Source organism: Cedecea sp. P7760, assembly GCF_013386425.1.
Classification (GTDB): domain Bacteria; phylum Pseudomonadota; class Gammaproteobacteria; order Enterobacterales; family Enterobacteriaceae; genus Cedecea; species Cedecea selenatireducens.
Window position 1 is genome coordinate 1 of record NZ_JACARU010000001.1, and the last position, 18,996, is coordinate 18,996.

The 18,996-nt window shown below is 45.7% G+C and carries 19 protein-coding genes; 5 read left to right on the forward strand and 14 right to left on the reverse strand.

Annotated features, from left to right (window positions below; genetic code table 11):
- Positions 1–171: 171 nt before the first annotated feature.
- Positions 172–429 (reverse strand): hypothetical protein, encoded by a 258-nt coding sequence (locus tag HX778_RS00005; RefSeq protein ID WP_103216141.1) that lies wholly within the window; start codon positions 427–429, stop codon positions 172–174.
- Between the two features lie 314 nt (positions 430–743).
- Between HX778_RS00005 and HX778_RS00010 the strand changes: the two genes are divergently transcribed.
- Together HX778_RS00010 and HX778_RS00015 are read left to right on the forward strand one after the other, a co-directional pair.
- The gene (locus HX778_RS00010; protein WP_053287398.1) at positions 744–2,384 is read left to right on the forward strand and encodes a hypothetical protein; all 1,641 of its coding nucleotides are present in this window, start codon (positions 744–746) and stop codon (positions 2,382–2,384) included.
- An 8-nt stretch (positions 2,385–2,392) separates the two neighbouring features.
- Positions 2,393–2,854 (forward strand): hypothetical protein, encoded by a 462-nt coding sequence (locus HX778_RS00015; protein ID WP_015062966.1) that lies wholly within the window; start codon positions 2,393–2,395, stop codon positions 2,852–2,854.
- Between the two features lie 220 nt (positions 2,855–3,074).
- On the opposite strand, the gene HX778_RS00020 is transcribed toward HX778_RS00015, so the two are convergent.
- Positions 3,075–3,605, reverse strand: coding sequence for a hypothetical protein (locus HX778_RS00020; protein ID WP_032610444.1), 531 nt, complete (start codon positions 3,603–3,605; stop codon positions 3,075–3,077).
- A 261-nt stretch (positions 3,606–3,866) separates the two neighbouring features.
- Between HX778_RS00020 and HX778_RS00025 the strand changes: the two genes are divergently transcribed.
- Positions 3,867–4,466 carry a hypothetical protein gene (locus tag HX778_RS00025; RefSeq protein WP_015062969.1) on the forward strand — a complete coding sequence of 200 codons (600 nt, stop codon included), beginning with the start codon at positions 3,867–3,869 and terminating at the stop codon, positions 4,464–4,466.
- Positions 4,467–4,672: 206 nt separating this feature from the next.
- On the opposite strand, the gene HX778_RS00030 is transcribed toward HX778_RS00025, so the two are convergent.
- The 4 genes from HX778_RS00030 to HX778_RS00045 form a co-directional block, all read right to left on the reverse strand.
- Positions 4,673–4,894: a hypothetical protein gene (locus tag HX778_RS00030; RefSeq protein WP_032610446.1), complete on the reverse strand. Its 222-nt coding sequence runs from the start codon at positions 4,892–4,894 to the stop codon at positions 4,673–4,675.
- 309 nt (positions 4,895–5,203) lie between these two features.
- Entirely contained in the window at positions 5,204–8,545 is a 3,342-nt protein-coding gene (locus HX778_RS00035) for a hypothetical protein (RefSeq protein ID WP_032610447.1), read from the reverse strand.
- 273 nt (positions 8,546–8,818) lie between these two features.
- The gene (locus HX778_RS00040; protein WP_015062971.1) at positions 8,819–9,238 is read right to left on the reverse strand and encodes a hypothetical protein; all 420 of its coding nucleotides are present in this window, start codon (positions 9,236–9,238) and stop codon (positions 8,819–8,821) included.
- Between the two features lie 82 nt (positions 9,239–9,320).
- A complete protein-coding gene (locus HX778_RS00045; RefSeq protein ID WP_032610449.1) occupies positions 9,321–9,950 on the reverse strand; it encodes a hypothetical protein in 630 nt (209 codons plus the stop codon).
- Positions 9,951–10,263: 313 nt separating this feature from the next.
- On the opposite strand from HX778_RS00045, the gene HX778_RS00050 reads away from it, so the two are divergent.
- Positions 10,264–10,944 carry an HAD family hydrolase gene (locus HX778_RS00050; protein WP_032610522.1) on the forward strand — a complete coding sequence of 227 codons (681 nt, stop codon included), beginning with the start codon at positions 10,264–10,266 and terminating at the stop codon, positions 10,942–10,944.
- 147 nt (positions 10,945–11,091) lie between these two features.
- Here the strand turns inward: HX778_RS00050 and HX778_RS00055 are convergent, their stop codons facing one another.
- The 8 genes from HX778_RS00055 to HX778_RS00090 all read right to left on the reverse strand — a co-directional run bounded on the left by HX778_RS00055 (position 11,092) and on the right by HX778_RS00090 (position 17,609).
- Positions 11,092–12,333 (reverse strand): VWA domain-containing protein, encoded by a 1,242-nt coding sequence (locus HX778_RS00055; RefSeq protein ID WP_015062974.1) that lies wholly within the window; start codon positions 12,331–12,333, stop codon positions 11,092–11,094.
- Positions 12,334–12,348: 15 nt separating this feature from the next.
- A complete protein-coding gene (locus tag HX778_RS00060) occupies positions 12,349–12,999 on the reverse strand; it encodes a hypothetical protein (RefSeq protein WP_032610453.1) in 651 nt (216 codons plus the stop codon).
- Between the two features lie 58 nt (positions 13,000–13,057).
- Positions 13,058–13,633: a TerD family protein gene (locus tag HX778_RS00065; RefSeq protein WP_015062975.1), complete on the reverse strand. Its 576-nt coding sequence runs from the start codon at positions 13,631–13,633 to the stop codon at positions 13,058–13,060.
- Positions 13,634–13,702: 69 nt separating this feature from the next.
- Positions 13,703–14,281: a tellurium resistance membrane protein TerD gene (terD, locus tag HX778_RS00070; protein ID WP_015062976.1), complete on the reverse strand. Its 579-nt coding sequence runs from the start codon at positions 14,279–14,281 to the stop codon at positions 13,703–13,705.
- Positions 14,282–14,329: 48 nt separating this feature from the next.
- A complete protein-coding gene (terC, locus tag HX778_RS00075; RefSeq protein ID WP_000255079.1) occupies positions 14,330–15,370 on the reverse strand; it encodes a tellurium resistance membrane protein TerC in 1,041 nt (346 codons plus the stop codon).
- Positions 15,371–15,392: 22 nt separating this feature from the next.
- The gene (locus HX778_RS00080) at positions 15,393–15,848 is read right to left on the reverse strand and encodes a tellurite resistance TerB family protein (RefSeq protein ID WP_000007448.1); all 456 of its coding nucleotides are present in this window, start codon (positions 15,846–15,848) and stop codon (positions 15,393–15,395) included.
- A 22-nt stretch (positions 15,849–15,870) separates the two neighbouring features.
- Positions 15,871–17,028 carry a TerD family protein gene (locus HX778_RS00085; RefSeq protein ID WP_015062978.1) on the reverse strand — a complete coding sequence of 386 codons (1,158 nt, stop codon included), beginning with the start codon at positions 17,026–17,028 and terminating at the stop codon, positions 15,871–15,873.
- Positions 17,028–17,609 carry a TerD family protein gene (locus HX778_RS00090; RefSeq protein WP_015062979.1) on the reverse strand — a complete coding sequence of 194 codons (582 nt, stop codon included), beginning with the start codon at positions 17,607–17,609 and terminating at the stop codon, positions 17,028–17,030. The genes HX778_RS00085 and HX778_RS00090 overlap by 1 nt, the downstream gene beginning before the upstream one ends.
- Positions 17,610–17,931: 322 nt before the next feature.
- On the opposite strand from HX778_RS00090, the gene HX778_RS00095 reads away from it, so the two are divergent.
- Positions 17,932–18,990: an ATP-grasp domain-containing protein gene (locus HX778_RS00095; RefSeq protein ID WP_176981021.1), complete on the forward strand. Its 1,059-nt coding sequence runs from the start codon at positions 17,932–17,934 to the stop codon at positions 18,988–18,990.
- The last annotated feature ends 6 nt before the right edge of the window (positions 18,991–18,996 follow it).

The following is an 18,996-nucleotide window of genomic DNA, read 5'->3' on the forward strand; positions in this document are numbered from 1 at the left end:
CTACTACATTTTAGGTGCGCATAACATTGATTATGTTAAACCAAAAACGTTTAATTGTAATGGATAGTCGAATTGGGTATACTTTCGGGAAGTACTTCAATTCATAATATACCCATGACTGAACTCGTTGAAAGTAAGCTGTGCCGAAAATGCAAGACTCTGAAGAGCTTGTTAGACTTCGGAATTGACCGTAAAAGTAAGGATGGCCATAAGACTCGCTGCCGCCAGTGCGTAGCTGGCGAAAACCGGTTGTATAAATTGAATAACCGCAATGTAGTCAATGCAGCCAAGAACCGGTATCGTCAACGCCATACCGCCGAAATGGCCGACTATATGCGTTTGTATCGTGCCAGGGTCCGTGGAAGCCAGCTGGCTGACCGCCACCGTCAGCACCTGGAGTTTCACAAAGAAGTGAATATTCAGCTTCAATTTAGGCTCGGAGCCATCATGGCCTCTCAGTTACTTCAGAATGACAAAACTATAGAGATTGAAAAGTTACTTTTAAAGTACCTTAAATCGCCTGAATCTGCTTCCGGAAGAAAGGCTCTTAATGAAGCTAGGGGAATCGCTTTCAGAGCGAAAATATCATATGAGGCGTTCAATACTCTTTTGAATACATTGAACAGATCACGAATTTAGATGCCCCGTTAGTATAAATCGTGTTTCTAAAGGCTTTCGTATGTTTAAAAAAGGAAAAAGCTTAATAGCTTTTAGTGATTAAAATTACTATGCAGGCGAAATAAATGAGCAGATTTTATGATTTCAATGCGTTAGAACTAATGGAAATGGCCCCCATATCTATCTTCAGTCGTAACAAAAATACTGAGATTTTCCTGGATGATCAATTATTAGAGCAGGAACGTCGCCATTGCCTGTCGGTTCATATTTTTTGCAGAAAGCTCGAAAGATTTGAAGAAGAATTTAACAGCAATAAAAGTTCCAGAAATCGCTTGGTTAAGTTCCTTGAATCACAAGAATGCGATTTTATCTATGATATAGCTAAAGATTGGTCATCTTACAATTTCCAAAAAGTTCCTCAAAGCACAACTTATACGTACTTGAAAACACTTGTCGAACACATCAACGAACTCAAAAGTAAGTTTGGCATTATGAGTTATGCCACTTATCACAACAATTACATTCATAACTTAATTACGACAATCAATGAAAACCTCGTAAATATTAATTATGATTTATCCCTTATTACATCAACAAAGCGAAATTGGAATCTTTATCGAACTGAATTCGGACTAATTCTAGCGAACGGGATTAGGAAAGTATTACTTATTGATAAATTAGAACATTTGAAAAACAAAGATCTTAAGCCGGGACTTATTTTCTTCATTACAACGCCAGTGTCACAAGATGTCTTGCAGGATTTATTTTCACGTCACCAGCCTTACATTATGATTTATAGGAATGAAAAAGGCATTATAAAAACAGTTGAACCACTTCATCTGCTTACCGATGCTCTTTATGAAATCATTTCACTGGCTTCAAATATTAAAAATAAAGACTCAATGTTCTTTGAACCTAAAAATAAGTTAACCTCTATTATTGAAGAATTGTTTGAGCTCCAGAACCTTTTTGAAGAATACATGCGCCAGAGTTTTATGCAGGTCAGATTAAGTGAAAGAAACACACAATATATATATAATAAAATCAGATCACTTAAACATCAAGCCAATCATCTTGAGTTTGGAAATACAGAAAAAATACGGACGCTCGCTTTTAAACTAGGTGTATTAGCTGATTCATTTAATAATTACGATGTTAAAAGCAAGACAATCGACCTTCTGCCTAATACTATTTTCACTGGCATTCAGAACATTACCAGCAACAGTAATTTGTATCGTGTGAAAAACGACATTCTGTTTTATGAAAATAACCTTACAGCATCATTATTAACCTGGTTGAAAGCAAGCCTTGAACTTAAAAAGTTTATGGTGGTCCAGGAAGATCAGATCGCAAACGGGCGAAGTGATATTTCTATTTTCTCTTCAGGTGTGAGAGTTTGCATTATCGAATCCAAGTTAATACAAGAACATTCCACCGAAGTGCCAATAAAATCTGTAATAACAAAAGGAATATTTCAACTTTATACAAAGTATTCAGACTCTGTTGCTCAGTCATTTATCGTTCCGCCTGACCTATATCTGGTGTTATTCTGCTTTGACCATAAATTTGTGAATATTCGTAAACACACTGAATCAGCGCTTGAAGACTACCAAAAAGAAAACAGAAATATTAAACTTGAAATGATGCACAGCACCCATCATCAAACCATACGCTTTAGCTTGCGAGAGTCTGGCGGAATATTTGCGGATAAAGTCGTTTATATTAACTTAACTATAGCAAATCTCAGGACAAAGGATAAAAATTGAGAGACACAATGGTAACAGTGAATAACACACCTATACATCTCTCTGACCTTAATGATGCCTTTTTAGCGGTAGACAGTGCAAAGCTGGAATGCGATGGGCATACTTTAATGCTCAGCCATGCCTTGATGGAGGCTAAGATCCCACATCTTCGCTTCCTTGGGAAAGTTACCGTTAAGGGATGTGATTTTGTGCTCTCCCCCCACTTATGGTTGCAAATCGACGGCTTCACGGTGGACTACCGCCTCCGGATGTGGATTAACCTTTTCTGTGGCCCAGATAAAGCCTCAGGGGCGCCCCATGGCATTTTCAGCAGCCTTCATTACCCGAAGCATCATTATGAACCACTGAGGCCAGCACCGTGTAATCTACTAGCCCCAAATCTGCTCGATTTAATTACCGATGGATTCGCCTCAAAAATCTGCATCCCGGAATCTACGTTGGCATGGTATTCGACAGGACAAATGAAATAATGTTATCCGGTAAATAGTAGATAACTCCGATCGTTAGGAAAATTGGCTTTGATAGGGTTACTTCAGTTCTTTTAGCCACGACTTTCTTTCAAAGGATGAATGTGAAAATATTCCCGTTTGAGGTTCAAAACTCTATAGCCGTTTTGAACCATCTCAGATTGTAATTTTACCATCGAGCTCTTACTGGCGAAGGTTCCAATGGTGAATGCGGTAAATCTGCTTAACGGAACCATTCCGGATGTCGCATACGATCAGCTTTAATAACTTGCGTGTTCAATTCAATGACTTCCGTCGGTGTTAAAATTAAGGCATCTGGATTCGAAATTAATGGTCGTAGAACCACCTCCCCTTTTTTATCATCTTTAGAACCGTAGATATTAATTAGAAAATGCATGCGTTGATTTAATTCTGATTGACTTACCCATTGCCTAAAAGTCATCGTTTGCTTTACATAATTAATAATAAGAGGGGCCAATTCAGTTTCTTCCGTTTGTGACAAAGCCTTTTTATTTGACATTTTCTTAAGGATTTTACCTAGCTTTGCCACACACATATGAATGCTTAACGATGTGGAAATTTTAGTGGTGTTAAAATCCTCCTGTGAAATGGAAATCAATCCAACATACTGTTTATAACAATCGTAGACATAAATAAAGTGTGATGTAAATGGGGTTGAATGATTAAAAACCCCCAAATTCCAGCCATATTGCTCTACTGTTAAAGAACTAAAATCTTTGTCGTTAATGCTCATTTATACTCCTAAGCGTCATAATTTGATTGAACTAGATTGTACGAAAGCTGAGTTCTAACCTTTGTTTTTATTTCCAAACAAATATACCACATCCTATATCCATCTCTAATAACCTCAACAACACAATTTCTGAGTTTAATTATTTTCATGAAATCAATAATTATGGTTTGTTACCTAGTAGTTAAAGATGGTTGGACGACTTCATGAAATTTTAGAAGCCTTCTGTCCGAACTGAAAACCCTTGCGACTCAGAATAGATTCATGTTAAAACTCGATAATGTACTTTCACAAATTTTCGTATTTTCCTTATTCGAAAGGTTTTTATTGATCTGTGTGAATCAAGTGCTTTGTTCAAGGTACTTGTTACCTGATACTAAAATTATTTTAAACGGGATTCTAGCCTTACCATTGTTCTGTTTACCGGAGACATTATTCGTGACTGACAAGACATCTATTTTAGTTCTTACGCCAATCCTGGAGCTTGCAGAAGAAGCCCATAAGTCCTTAAAAGAGAACCTTAAGGAAATTGGAACAAGTGACACAACCGGAACATGCATGTTCGCATGTATATTGGTTTGTAAATTTGCACGACTCAGAGGCATGGTCGCAAGTATACGCGGCGGGAATGGTACAGATAATGGAGGTCTTTTCAATGAGTATGGAGGACATGGCCACTACTGGTGTGAGCTGAGTGCTGGAGGAATGACTTTTTATATCGATATTGCTGCCGAGCAGTTTGGATACCCTTCTTTCATTGTCAAAAATGCCAATGACGTGTCGGACTTTCCGCGATATATCCCCGGCAACCAAGCTACAGTAGATGAACACGTGAGGCTTGCGTACACTGAAGGGATTCAATAGCCCTGCATTTTGTACCAGTTAATGTCAGTGCAATTCTTACTGTCCCATACAGTTTATGATGCCGCTGAACTTCCGCGCAAAGTTCCTCAAATGGATGAGCGGGATTGAAAATAAAGAGATTTAAAAGCGGGTAATTGAGTTATAAAGGAATGTTATTTATGCATTCTTGAACCAAATACACCGCTTCAGAATGGATCGCCGTAATCTTACATTGTAGGACTTTTCTTCCAGCTACCAATTTGTTCATGAATCTGTCTTTCAATTCTTTCCACGTGAGCATATAGCTCAGTGTAACCAGGCAGATTTTTGCCAATATCACCTTCCCACTGACGCGTTAGCAGGCTGACTTTATCTTTAAGCGTGGATAGCTGATTGAGTTGCTTTTTGGCAATCACAATCTCTTCCGAGTATAAATTTTTCTTAGCCATAACAGTACCATACTTCATAAAATTTAACTTAGGTAACGACGGCTATCTTTTAACACAATTCATCAGTATTGCAACATCTAAGTACATTTTAATCATATGCAAATTATGGATTGGCCAGTATCCAGCACTGTCCCCGTGATGTATTCATGTTAGCATATCTCCCGCTGCGCTTACTTACCTTTGGAAAGTTACTTTTTTCCGAAGCACCTGCTAATAAGATACCGTCATAGTGTTATGCATAAAGTTATATTTATTGTTCAGTATGATTTATCTATTTCCATACTGAACTTTTAGCTTAATGTTGCTCACTTAGCTTCGGGCTCTGATGACGTAACGCTTTACACCTTCAGGCGGTTCGGGCCAATCTGAATTTTCTCGGGACTGATAATTACGGTTTCTGTATTTGATAAATGCCTCAGCCTGCTCGATATTATCCAGCCTATACTGAAGGAATTTAAATGCGTCATGAGGCATATTCCCTGTAAGATCTTCAGCAGTATATGAATCACCCGTCACATCATACCAGTGACAAAGTACCACTTTCTTACCGTCTGCATCATAGATCGCGTTAAAATAATCACTCTCAAATTCATAGACATTGACGGGTTGATAACCGTCTCCGGGCTCCTGCCTTGTGACTTCATTAAAATTTGGTAGGCCATCATCATCCAGCAAATCCGGCGTCAGATAAACTTTATCATTCCGACTGACCATTGCCATGTGACATGCCCATTGATCATTCAGCATTGTCGGGAATTCCTTTAAATCACCGGCATGCCAGTTAACAATCTCTTCTGGCCGTTTGACAACAAACCGCTCCAGTTTCTTTGCCTTTCCTTCAAGCAACACAAACCTCAGACCTGAGTTTTTCTCTGCCATCGACAGGACCCTTGCTCGCGCTTTATCCGGGCATTCATACCAACTGGTATACAACTCCAGCAACAGCTCCCGTGTGTCATCATCCCCTGCCCGGGCATACATCCATTGCTCCGTTGAGCATGTCCCTAATGCAATTAGCTGTAATGAGTTTCGTGACTTAATCAAGCCAACCGGGAGGAACATATCCGGGGTTGTTACGTATTCCGCGCCAGAGTTGGAGTTGCATGCAATATAAGCATCTCCCCACATCTCAAAAAGATCGCTATATTCCTCATGTCCCGACTTGCCCATGGCCCCTTTCAGTAATTCCGCACCTTTTTCGCACATTTCAAATAGCTTTTGTTTTTCGGCCCACGAACTGAATACCGGTTTCATGGAGTACCATTTCCTAGACTGCTCCTCATCTTCCCAAAGGGTAATTTCGGATGCCGAACGCTCCGGCATAGAGACCCAGGATCTGCTGGTTTCCCGAATGTTTCGTTTTCCGGTTGCATAGACAACACGATGGACCCACGCATGAGCTTCAAGTCTGTTATCACACTCATAGGGTTTAGGCGCGATAAACGCGACGTAATTCCCTGACGAGTTGACCCCGGCCCGAAGCAGTTGCGATCCGGACGCAGTTACCTGCTCCTGAATGACCGATGCCATTTCGCTTGCACCCTGAGTGAGCCTGTAAAGTTGATTCAGCAGGGCCTGGCGCCCTTTTTCGAAACGCATTCCATCATCAAGCGAAACGCCACGGTTACCGGTCTTCCATGAAGCAATGCACTGATGAATCAGTTCATGAATGTTCACCGGCAGGCGCAACCCCGAATCCTGCATTGCAGTCAGCAGATATTGCCGGTGCGGCAATTCTCTTTCACGTTCCTGCTCCAGGAATTTGATTGCGGCCTTAAAAAATCGAATGTAAAAAAGGTGGTTACTCCGGAATTTGCGCTGCTGGATAAAACGGTTCAGTTCCTCCGGGCCCACTGCATCCAGGCACAGATATGCAAGCTCTGCTTCTCCCCGGCGCCACGGCCTGTAGCCAGAAACGTTTACCTTACAGTTAAACATCTTATCTGTTCTGTAGCGCTTCACCGCCACATCAACTGCCAGACTATCTCCCTGACGATACACAACCGCAGCAGAGACATTATTCTCTGGTTCAGCGATGAAGGAGTACCCTGAATAGCTGCTGTCCTCTTTGACGGCACCAGGTGCTGTTCTGGGGGTCATAAGCTCACGCCAGTTGCAGAGCAGCCGCGAGCCCGGTTGCATATAGGAGTTTTTTTCACTAATAAATTCATCGAGCGTCTGCGAGTCTGGTGATGCCAGCAGCCCTGTGCCGTCTTCATCGTGCAGAAAATGGAAGTACCGCTCCTGGAAGCTCAGATTCAGGAAATTAGCCTTTTCATGCTTGGGATAGAACTGACCAAAGAGAGCCAGCCGCTGGTCAAGACCAAACAGCATGATAAGCAGACGTCGGTAATGCAGAGCCATCAGGTCATGGGATTTGAGACGATCGGTATAGGCCACATCTTCAAATTTGATGGTGGTACCGTCAAACCCACGAAAGTGGCCCTGCTGCTCATCTTCAGACGGAAATAACCGTGATGCTCCAAGATGGCTTTCCACCGGGGAATAGATTTGTTTGATGTTTTGCCCGTTGCGGACCATCAGAAACACGATGCTGTTCTTTTCATTGTATTCTGAATTCGCCCAGGTATCACCATAGTCAATAAATCTGCGGGTGGTTACCATGACGAGTACACATCGCTCAGTCGGAAAAATTTGCTCCACCAGCCCAGGGTTATCTTTTAGCGCCTTGTGGAATGCGGAAAGACTCCTGAAATCAAAGTGTTCGTCGATGTCACACCAGGCTGAAAGTTCCTCATCCACTACGAGCTTCTTCTGACACAGCGTCAGCGGAATGCTGCTGTCAGCTGGCTCGCCTTCAGCAATATCGACTACCGTCACGTTTTTGCCGACGAATAATTCCAGCGTGAGAACACCGGCCTGAATTTTGTTAGCCTGCTCAATGCCCTCCTGCGTTCCGGCCAACTTGGCAGCGGCCAGCTCCGCATAATACGGATGCATTTTCTCCAGCGCCCGGGTAATAGCACCGGTACGCGACGTAATAATGTTAGCTACGGCACCGGCAATCTTCCCTTCCCGTTCCGCGACTTTCGCCATCAGAGAAACCTGAGCTTCGGAAATTCCCTGAGAAAGGGCATTCTGCACCGTACCCAGCGCCATGGTAACTGCGGCATCTTCTGCATTTCTGACGACCGGAAGCATTCTGTCGTCTGACTCGCCCCCCCTTTTACTGGCCTCTTCGTCTTCGATCCTTTTCATAGCCAGTTCCCGGAGATCTGAGGGATTTTTCAGTGTTTCGGTGAGACGCATTTGCAGGTCAGCAACCTCGTCCTGAATGCCTTTGAGCTCTGACTGACGGATCGATTCATGGTCGGGCTGATATTCAAACAAGGCGAGAAAATCGGCCGTCAGAAACCGATGTTCATTCAGTTTCTTGTCTTTCGTTGATTTTGAGCCGTTCTCAGCAACGACTTCAACGTTTACCCATTCCCCGTAGTGCCGAGGGTGGGCACGAAGGATGACGGTATGCAGATTGTCATCCACGTACCGCAACGAGTTGATGAGGAGTGTATCCCCGGCCGCAATCGCCTCTGCCGGAATATCGACGAGGGCGGACCAGTATTGCCCCGCCAGCAGAGAATGAAAACGTTCAAGGCGATCAATGTTAGTTTTGCTGACCAGGCCACCCATTCACTATACCCTCCGAATTTGTTTGTTATAAGCATCATACCAGATTGGATTGTCAGCCAAATAACCTGAAGTACGGGAAGAGGTAAAATAATTAAAATTGAGCCTGTCCAATTTATCAGTTTTGAACATGTGGATTAAACCTTCGTTAATTAAATCATCGGGGAATGACTTCATATATTACATAGGAAGGAGTTGAATAGCCCATTAAGTCATATATTTTAGAGACAGAAGCTTAACGGGCGAAATGTTTTTTTACAGTCAACCAACGTCAGATCATTTTTTGGACTGAACAATTTCCCAGTATCTCTCGTTAACACTGGTTTCACAGCGAGAAGGTATGTCAGACGGGGATCTTGATCGAGTAACAAATGCCTCGATTACATTTTTCCCTTCATCTGACACTTCGGCATCAGGTAATCTTCTAAGAGTCTCGTTTAGTATCTTAGTAGCCCCATCTCTCATCTTAACTGGATTAGTTTCTCCGAGAAGTTCACCACACATTTTTGAAACAGCTGTTGCGTGCCCAAAGACAGGTACTGGATCACTTTTTTTATTCTGTGTTTCGCTGGCATGAACAGAAAATACCAGTGAAAATATTCCTGCCAATACGATGCATTTAATTTTCATTTGTTTCTCCATGACTATCACCAAGTTAAAAACATAATTTTTATACCACAATATTTTCTCAACCATAAACAGCTATTTCTGGTTGTGGATCATAATTATTTCATCCCGGCGTTAAACTGACGCCGGGAACAGAATCCGGCCGGAATTTTCAAGGCATAGATAAATTGTTATCACGCCAATATTGATGCATGCCTGCAACCCATTGTTTCGAGATTGCCGACATCGTCTCTGCCAGGACACGCATACATTCAGGTGTGAATAACCGGACTGGCTCCCCCAAATCGTCACTCACAGTGATGATGTGCTCCAGGATGTTCCCGTGACATAAATTGTGACGAACCCTCACGATTTCCGCATAGGGCCTTTTCGGGGCACCTTCAGCAATCTTGGTCAGCAGATCCTGCTCCTCGGGAAACGCCAGCAGCGTCACCGGCATACCAGCCATGTGCGCCCTTCTCATTAGGGCATTACTGAGTGTGGCCATATCACTTAAATCCACCAGCGTTGCGGCTGGCTGCGAATGCGCCTGTGACTCCATCAGTTCAAGCGTCACCCTCAGTGAGGTTTCAATCCCGTTCAGGAAAGTTGTACAGGCAGCCAACCACAATTCAGCGTGAGTTGCCCGGGTAGCCTGGTCAAAAAAACAATCAATAACGGCTGTCGTGCTGTACGGCCAGTATGCTTCCAGGTCCCGTAACTGTGCCATGTGCTTCTCTAACGCCTCTGCAACCTCTACATCTACATCTACCGGATCGAAATCGTCGGTATCGATAGTCATAGGTAAATCCTGTTGTCAGTATCGTGAATGAAAATCCGCTGAACCATATCATACCCTTACATAAAATATGGCTTAGCGCCATTATATCTTTCCTAAATGCAGCGCCAGAGAGAACAGTTGCTAAACGCCAAATGAATCAGAACAACTGTTCCACGAACAGCCAGGTTGTGGGCCACAATTAGTTGACCACGGCATGGATAACAAGATGCAGTGTAAGACTGCGAGATCTTCATGGTCCAATCCAATTCTGACATGCTTTGAGTCACCCTCGTCAGATGATAAAATATGGAAAATTTATCTAATTCAAAAAGGGCTGCTTGTGGATAATTCATTTCGTGCAGAAATAAAGGTTCTTTCCGTTTTCGACTTTGATGGAACTCTTACCCGACATGACAGCTTTATCCCCTTTTTGCGCTTTGCCTTCGGTAACAGTGTCTTCACCCGCCGGTTGGTTAAACTCGCTCTTCCTACCCTGCGGTGTTTGAGTCGCAAACTAACTCGTGATGAACTCAAAGAAATTTTAATATCAACGTTTCTCACTGGTATCGAGGAAAAGTGGGTCAAGGAGAAAGCTGAAGCCTATTGCAACCTTTATTGGGGGCGTCTGATGAGAGCATCAGGCCTATTGGCCGTGGCAACGGAAGTTTCTAACAATGTTGAGGTGACACTCTGCTCAGCCTCACCGAGGCTTGTACTTGCTCCGTTTGCTGAACGACTGGGGATCAAGCTCATCGGTACAGAGCTGGAAAGCGTTAATGGTATCCTGACCGGGCGCATTACAGGGCACAATTGTCGTTGCATACAGAAAATTAACCGGCTGGAGTCTATTTACGGACCATTAGATCAGTATCATCTTCGAGCCTGGGGGGACACTCGGGGCGATTATGAATTGCTGGCAGCCGCCAAAGATGCCCACTGGCGGCACTTCCATCCTCGTTGGGACAGAAAAAAAGCTTTTATACACCGCTTAAAAAAGGAGTCGTTCAGGGTCTAAAATCGCACAACATGAACGTTTTAAATAATATACCGGGGCTAGCTTTCACAGTTGTCCATGACCAGTGTTTGGCCGTTGATACCTTTAAGACCCAGCTGGCTGGGTCTCTCGCCAGAGCCCTCTAATTAAGCTTTATCAGGAAGCAAGCTAAAGGATATTTAACCTTTTTGTTTCATCTATCCACGGTCTAAATTCTTCCAGTAAGTTATCGTATAATTTTTCATCGCTGATAGAGCCGAAGTCATCCATTGCAAAGAAATGGGTGTTATCAACGCGGCGGTCTGTAAAATCATCCAGGTTTTTCAGGATTCCGTAGCTAGATCCACCGAGGCCGACAAATTTCCAGAAGATCGGGAAGTTGGCTGAGCGCCGGATAGCATTCTTAATTGCTCCGGTCTTGCTTATCCCGCCATCGGTAATAAACACTATGTAAACCGGGATTTTTGAGTCTTTGAAGTAGTCGACAATTTCTTCCATTACCGGTGGTTCATTGTTAGTCCCACCAAGCCCCGGCAAATTTTCCCAGGCTGAACGCTTTCCGGATCCACGAATGGTCTGAATGTAATCGTCAAGGTTATCCAGAGTGACATTTGGATACTTCTTATGCTTCTCTCCAAAGCCCCAGACATCCATTTCGCCATCGTCATCGAACTGGGCGGCAAGGACGGCGATGCGATCCAGCACGGACTGAACGTTACCCTTACTGAACTGGCCACTCATTGAGCCGGACGCGTCAAGAACAAACGCAACTGCTGCCTCCAGGGTTTCCAGTTTATTTTTAGTGAGGCTGACTGAGGCCTTTTTAGCGAGACTTACAAGTCGCGGAGATTTTGTTTCGAGCTTCTTTTCCAGACTGATACGAGCAGGTTGTGCTGGCTGCGGAGCTGTCTGTGCAACATCAACACCATAACTCATCGCCAGGGGCTCAAGCCCACCGTTGAAACCGAGGCCAAGCGCCCGTAGCTTCCAACTGCCGTTATGGCGATACACCTCCGCCACGATAATAGCTTTCTCGCTGCGCCCTGCTGTTTCGGGATCAAACGATGCAATACCGGAGGCCTGCAAATTCAGATTCTGCAAGCCTGTAATAGTATCGCTTCCGTCTATCACGAGGGTTATGGCGATTTTCTGAACAGCCGAGGAAACGCGGTTAAGATCAATATGTACGCTTGATTGCTGCGTCCCTGCCGTCAGTTTTAAAGCCCCCTCCGGTGAACTCAGGTTATTGAAAAAGATGAAATCGTTATCACCGCTCACCTTACCTTGTGCGTTGAGCATGAAAACGCAGGTGTCGGGTTCGCCGTTAAAACCGGGACGTACCGGGTATCGCAAATTAAGAGTGACTGATGATGAAGATAGAAGGATATTTTGACCTGACTGTAATTGCATGACTCTGTTCCTTGTTTAGTAACCGTAGTCTCTGCCACCCTTTACCCGGGTTCTGGCCTGAAGTGCTGAAATACACTCATCGCGCTTTTGCTTGTTCGAAAAGTTGATGCGTCGGGATCCGAAATCACCATGGATATAGAAGTTGACACCTTTCTCGCGTGTGATATTCGATATTTTTCGAATCTCAATGCTGTCTTGCTCACCCATCCTGCTCAGAAACTTGAGACGAAGCCAGTCACCCAATCCCATATTGCCTAAATCTGCTGGAAGAATTATCGTTCTGTCATTGTCGTTAAAAATTATACCGAAATATTCTATGGCGATGCGTTCCGCCATTTTTTTCATTGGCCAGATCATTACAAGTGGATAGAGAACGAACATAACTCTTGCTATATAATGTGATATTTCTGGCGATACAAATTTGACGGGAAGCGCACTGAGTTGCAGAACGAGCACTGCTGAAACCACAATAACTGCGATAGAGGCACTTAACGTTTTAAAAATGACGCCAATATCATATACACGTTGAATGTTGGGGATAGCTGAATATTTTCTTTTTAGCTTTCGGTAGAAAAACATCCCGAATATCAGAAACGGCAGGAACACAAAAAAAGCCACAATAAAAAGTAGTATTACTGCTGAACCATCATCTTTTTTCTTTGCCATGTGCTAACACCTATAAAAAACCCCGGTGACAGCACCGGGGTTGAGTTTATTTTTATTATTAAATATTCACGCCGTGCTGGGTTGCCAGTGCAGATAACCCGCCAGCAAAGCCCTGGCCGACAGCTTTAAACTTCCATTCAGCGCCATGGCGGTACAGTTCGCCAAAGACCATTGCAGTTTCGGTTGAGGCGTCTTCAGACAGATCGAAACGAGCAATTTCCGCGCCGTTGTCGTTGTTGTACACGCGCATGAAGCTGTTGCTCACCATGCCGAAGTTTTGTTTACGCGCTTCTGCATCATAGATGGTAACGGCAAACACCAGTTTTTTGATGTCTGCTGAGACTTTGGTCAGATCGATTTTGACCTGCTCATCGTCGCCGTCGCCTTCACCGGTACGGTTGTCACCCTGGTGCTCTACCGCGCCATCAGGACTGGTTTTGTTATTGAAGAAAATGAAATGGGCATCTGACAGCACTTTACCGTCTTCGCCTACTGCAAATACGGAAGCGTCCAGGTCAAAACCCTGACCGTCGGTTACACGGGCATCCCAGCCCAGGCCAACCATAGCGACATTCATGGTTGGTGCTTCTTTGGTCAGAGATACGTTGCCGCCTTTTACGAGAGAAACTGCCATTTTAAGCTCCTGCAAACAGTTGAATTAGGGCTGAATAAACAGCCCCGGATAAGAAAAGTAACTTTTCGATCAGGACGCGTTAATACCGTACTGAGCACATACAGATGCCAGACCACCAGCATAACCCTGGCCTACTGCGCGGAATTTCCACTCACCATTGTGACGATACAGCTCGCCAAACAGCATGGCGGTTTCAGTGGACGCATCTTCGGTCAGATCGTAGCGAGCAACTTCAGTCTGGTTATCGTCATTTACCAGGCGAATAAACGCACCGGATACCTGACCAAAGCTCTGGCGACGAGCCTGAGCATCGTGGATAGTCACAACGAAAATGATCTTGTCAACTTCAGACGGGACGGCGTCCAGTTTAATTTTCAGCGATTCATCATCACCATCGCCCTCACCGGTGCGATTATCGCCGGTGTGCGTTACGGAACCGTCCGATGACGTCAGGTTGTTATAGAAGATGAAATCTGAATCGCCGCGCACTTTGCCATTTGCGGCCAGCAGGAAAGCTGAAGCATCCAGGTCAAAGTCCTGACCGTCTGTTGAACGCGCATCCCAGCCAAGGCCCACCAGGACGTTTTTCATTGACGGAGCTGCTTTACTCAGGGAGACGTTCCCGCCTTTGGAAAGAGAAACACTCATAAAATAACCTCTTCGATTAGTAATTGTTCAGGTTAACACTTCAGGGGATCAGCTCCCCTTTTCCTCAGATTCAGGTTTGCCCGGGAACATGACGCTTGCGAGAATGCCCAGCGCCAGAACACCCAGTACAACATACAGGCTGGTTGTGGCCGCGATGCTGTAACCATGATGCCAAATGTGATCGGTCGCATTCAGGCCCAGTTTTGCCGCGATGAAGAACAGCAGCACGATAACGGCCTTCTCCAGATGAACCAGGTACTGTTTCAGTGCTTCAAGGACAAAGTACAGAGTACGCAGGCCCAGGATAGCAAACATCATGGCACTATAGACGATAAGCGGTTCACGACTGACGGCAATGATTGCCGGTACCGAGTCAAACGCAAACATAACATCCGATAGTTCAACCACGGCCACACACAGGAACAGAGGGGTCGCATACAGCGCCGCCTTTTTACCACGGCCAATGGTGACATCGCTGTTTTCTGGTTTCGCCAGTTCGGCATCCACTTCCTTCTGGTTAAGCAGGAAAGCATGACCTCTGAGCTTCGGCCAGATAGGGAAGAAGCGTTTAACCATGCGGTAAGCCAGATGCTGGGAATAATCCTCAATTTCATCATCGTCATCACCGCTTTTAAGCATCATGACCGCCGTCCAGGCGACGATGATAGCGAAGACAACTTCAACATACGGCCCCAGACTCAGCAGGCTCGTACCGATGGCGACAAAGATGCCCCTGAAGACGATGGCACCAATGATCCCCCAGTAGAGAACACGGTGGCGGTAACGATCAGGAACGGCGAACCAGGAGAAGATGGCCATCATGACAAACAGGTTGTCGACCGACAGCACTTTCTCCAGCGCATAACCCGTTACAAACAGGCTGGCAACCTCAGCACCGTGGTGGATGTAGAGGAAACCGGCAAATGCCATCGCAACCACAACCCAGAATACGGACCAGAGCGCCGCACTCTTCAGGGAAATGGGCTTGTCATCACGGTGCATAAACAGGTCAATAAAGATGGCACCGACTGAAAGCGCAATGAAAACAATGACCGTTTCAGTCGGGAAGCCGATGTGTGTGGAAACCATATTTTACCCTTAGGGATGTGGATCAGAGGCCAAATTCAGCCGGGTCGAAGCCCAACGCGATAGCGATCTCGCGGGAGGCCAGTTTCTCGTCCTGATCGAAGTTACCGTCACTTTTCGCAACGGCAATACCAACACGTAAGGCCAGCTGAGCGGCCTCAGGCTGATCTTTCAGCGCCAGGATGTATTTCATGGTTTCGCCCTTGCCGATTTCAACATCGAAATCGAAGCTTGAAACCAGTTTATTGAAGAACTCGATCACCTCATTGGTATCGAAGACCTTCAGCTCTTCTGAAGAGCGAAGAAAGCCCATCATTTTCTGCTTTTCTTCCGAACTCACGCCGTCACTCGATACGGCAATACGGGCACATACAGCAACGGTGCCGTGCATAAATTTTTTGTTTTTGAAACGACCAACCTGGCGGGTCAGTTCGTCCCGGCCAGAGTTAATGGCACCTTTTACCTTGTCGAAAAAGCTCATACCTGTTTCCTTTGTTGCTGTGTTATTTAGAACCGGCGCTCCAGCGAAATCCCCAGCCAAATGCCCGGTCCATTTCGTCCTGGCCTTTGAAGTACTGGTTGATACGCTCGACTTTAATCGCGCCGTTTTCATTTACGAGTCTGGCAATGGCGCACAATGTGCGACGGTTTTCACCTTCGGTGAGGCGGGTCTCAATGGGAGGCTGATCCGGCACATGAATGGTGACCACACCATCAGTCTTGTCCCAGCTGGGAATACCTTCATAAATAAAGGCGTAAATCAGCACTTCACGGATATGCTTCCATTCCCGGCCATTGATATGCAGCCACTCGCCGTCTGATACATCACCCGTCCGGTCATCGCCCTTGAGCTGAACATAAGGCTCATCGCGATAATTACCGAATGCATTACCCAGCGCCTGAATGACCGATTTATACCCGTCCTGAAGCTCAACAAATGCCCCAAGATCCAGGTCGATTCCTTTGGAGCCGAACATGCCTGCGAAACCCGATTTGCCGCTGCCCCGGTGCCAGTTCAGGTTGATCCGGATTTCACCGAAGTTATCCCGTTTGGTCAGGCTGATTGCTGGCTTCTCTTTTGTCAGAGATACCTTACTCAGGCTGATTTTTGTCTCAGCTGGCGGAGGGGTTGCAACCGGAGGGGTCGGGGCGGCGGGAGCAGGTTCGTCGGCAATATTTACGCCGAAATGCTCTGCCAGCGGTTTAAGACCACCGTTGAACCCCTGTGCAACGAAGCGGAATTTCCAGTCATTATTACGACGGTAAAACTCACCCAGAATTAAGGCTGCTTCCTGACGGCCGCTCAGTTCGACAATGCCGCTAACCAGGCCGGTAGCCCCCTGCTCCACGTCGATGGAAAGATTACGAAGACCGGACACCGTCTGCCCACCGTCACAGGTCACTGTGAACGCAATTTTCTGGACATCAGATTTCAGCCGGTTGAGCGCGACAGTAAAAGTTGAGTACTGGCCTTCACTGACCAGGCTGACGGTACCATCATCGTTGCGTGGCTGACCATAGAACACCATGTCCGCATCACCCTGCACCTTCCCGTCGGCATACAGGCGAAACGCCGAAGCATCCACCTGACCGCCCGAGGTGATCCGGACCCGCAACTCCTGGGCTGGAACGGGGGCATTGCCCCCCGGCGTCAGGTTCATTAGCGAATAACCGCTGAAACGATATCGGAGTGCATATCGTCAATTGTGCGGCCGCGACAGGCATGGCCAAGGGCGGTAAAGTCCCAGTTGCCGTTATTACGACGCAGCGAAGAAATAACGATCCCGGTATGTGAGCCCTGCTCAGTCAGCTTGTAGCGAGCCAGCTCTTTGCCGGTTTGATCGACCACGCGGCAGAATGCGTTTTCGACGTCATTGAACGACTGACCACGGAAGCTGTTAACCGTAAACGCCAGGTATTCAACGTTTGCAGGCAGACGGGAGAGGTTGACCTTAATCACTTCATCGTCGCCGTCACCCTCACCGGTCAGGTTATCGCCACTGTGCACAACAGCTTTGCAGGTGGATTCCAGTTTGCGGAACCAGATGGTGTCAATTGTTTTACCAGTGCTGTCCATTAATACGCAGCCAGCATCGAGATCGATTGAGTCGTTGCCACCTAACAGTCCGCCAAGAAAACCTTTTTTCTTAATCGGATCCCAACCGAGGCCGAATTGAAGCTGGCTTAATGCTGAAGATTCTTTGCTGAGTGATACCGTCTGGTTCTTACTTAATGAAACCATGTTTTATTCCTTAAAATGGTAATGACCGAGACAATCAAAGGGTTGTTTATTAACTGACGAAGAAAATCATATCATGATGAAGTTCTCTGACAAGGGAAATTTTGGTAGTTTTCTGTAAAAACACAAAATGAAATCCTTTTTAGGATGTCCTTATCTCTAGACTTGTATTAAATATCAATACTTTAACAGGGCACACAAAAACACTGACACACTCCATAACCTCAGGAGTTATTAATCATATTATGATTGACATGTTGCGTAGACACTCATAGACTCACTTCTCAATCATAAATTTGCATGGCGTTCCGGATAATTAAAAAAAATGAACAAAAAAATTTGGTTTATGGAAGGTTTGTCCTCCCAGCGAGATATTATTCAGGGGGTAAAATCATTTGCACAAAAAAATAATTTTGCCATTACCGTTTTTGCCTCCCACCGTAACGAAAGAAATGAAATCCTTTCCGTTGCCGATTATTCTTTGACTGAACCTGAAGATCCTCAAAAACGTCTCCAGTTTATTCAGGAAACCATTCAGACCTACGGCATCCACCATATTCATACTGGCCGTAACAGCCAGTGGTTTGAAGAACACCGTTCAGCCATTGAATCGACCGGTGCCACCCTTACTACCGGTGCAACGGGCGTCGACTGGTTAACTCTGGCTGACGAAAAAGTTACTTTTGCTCAGTTTATGGAGCAAAAGGGTCTCCCGGTCGTACCATCCTGGCGGGTGAATACGCTGGCAGAATTAAAGACACACCTCGCGGCCCCGCCGTTCACTGACAGCCCGGTATGCGTGAAGCCGGTGACGGGTATCTATGGCATGGGATTCTGGCGCTTTGATGACAGTGCTTCGCCTATGGCCGTCTTTAATCATCCCGAACATCGTCTGGTCAGTCCGCAACAGTATATTGCAGCAGCATCAGCTGCTGAGTCGTTTAAACCCCTTGTTTTGATGCCGTACCTGCCAGGCCCGGAATTTTCCGTCGATATCCTCGCGGATAAGGGCGAAATACTCGCAGCCGTGGGACGCCGTAAGGAAGGGGCTATCCAGTATCTGGTAAACGAAGGAAGCGCCTGGGAACTGGCGTGTGACTGCGCCCGTGTTATGAAGGCCGACGGGCTGGTGAATGTTCAGACGCGAAACGATGTGAATGGCAACCCGGTGCTGCTTGAAACCAACATGCGTCCGTCAGGGGGGGTGGGTTATACCCTTCACAGCGGGGTGAACCTTCCTGGGTTATTTGCTGCCTTTAAGCTCGGTCTGATGTCTGAAGATATGGTGCGCCAGAGCGCTAAAAACACCTTTTCTCCGGTTGCGGTGAGATCCATTACGGATGTAATTACATACCCGGAATCACTCTCTAACCTTCTGAATTAAGGCGTA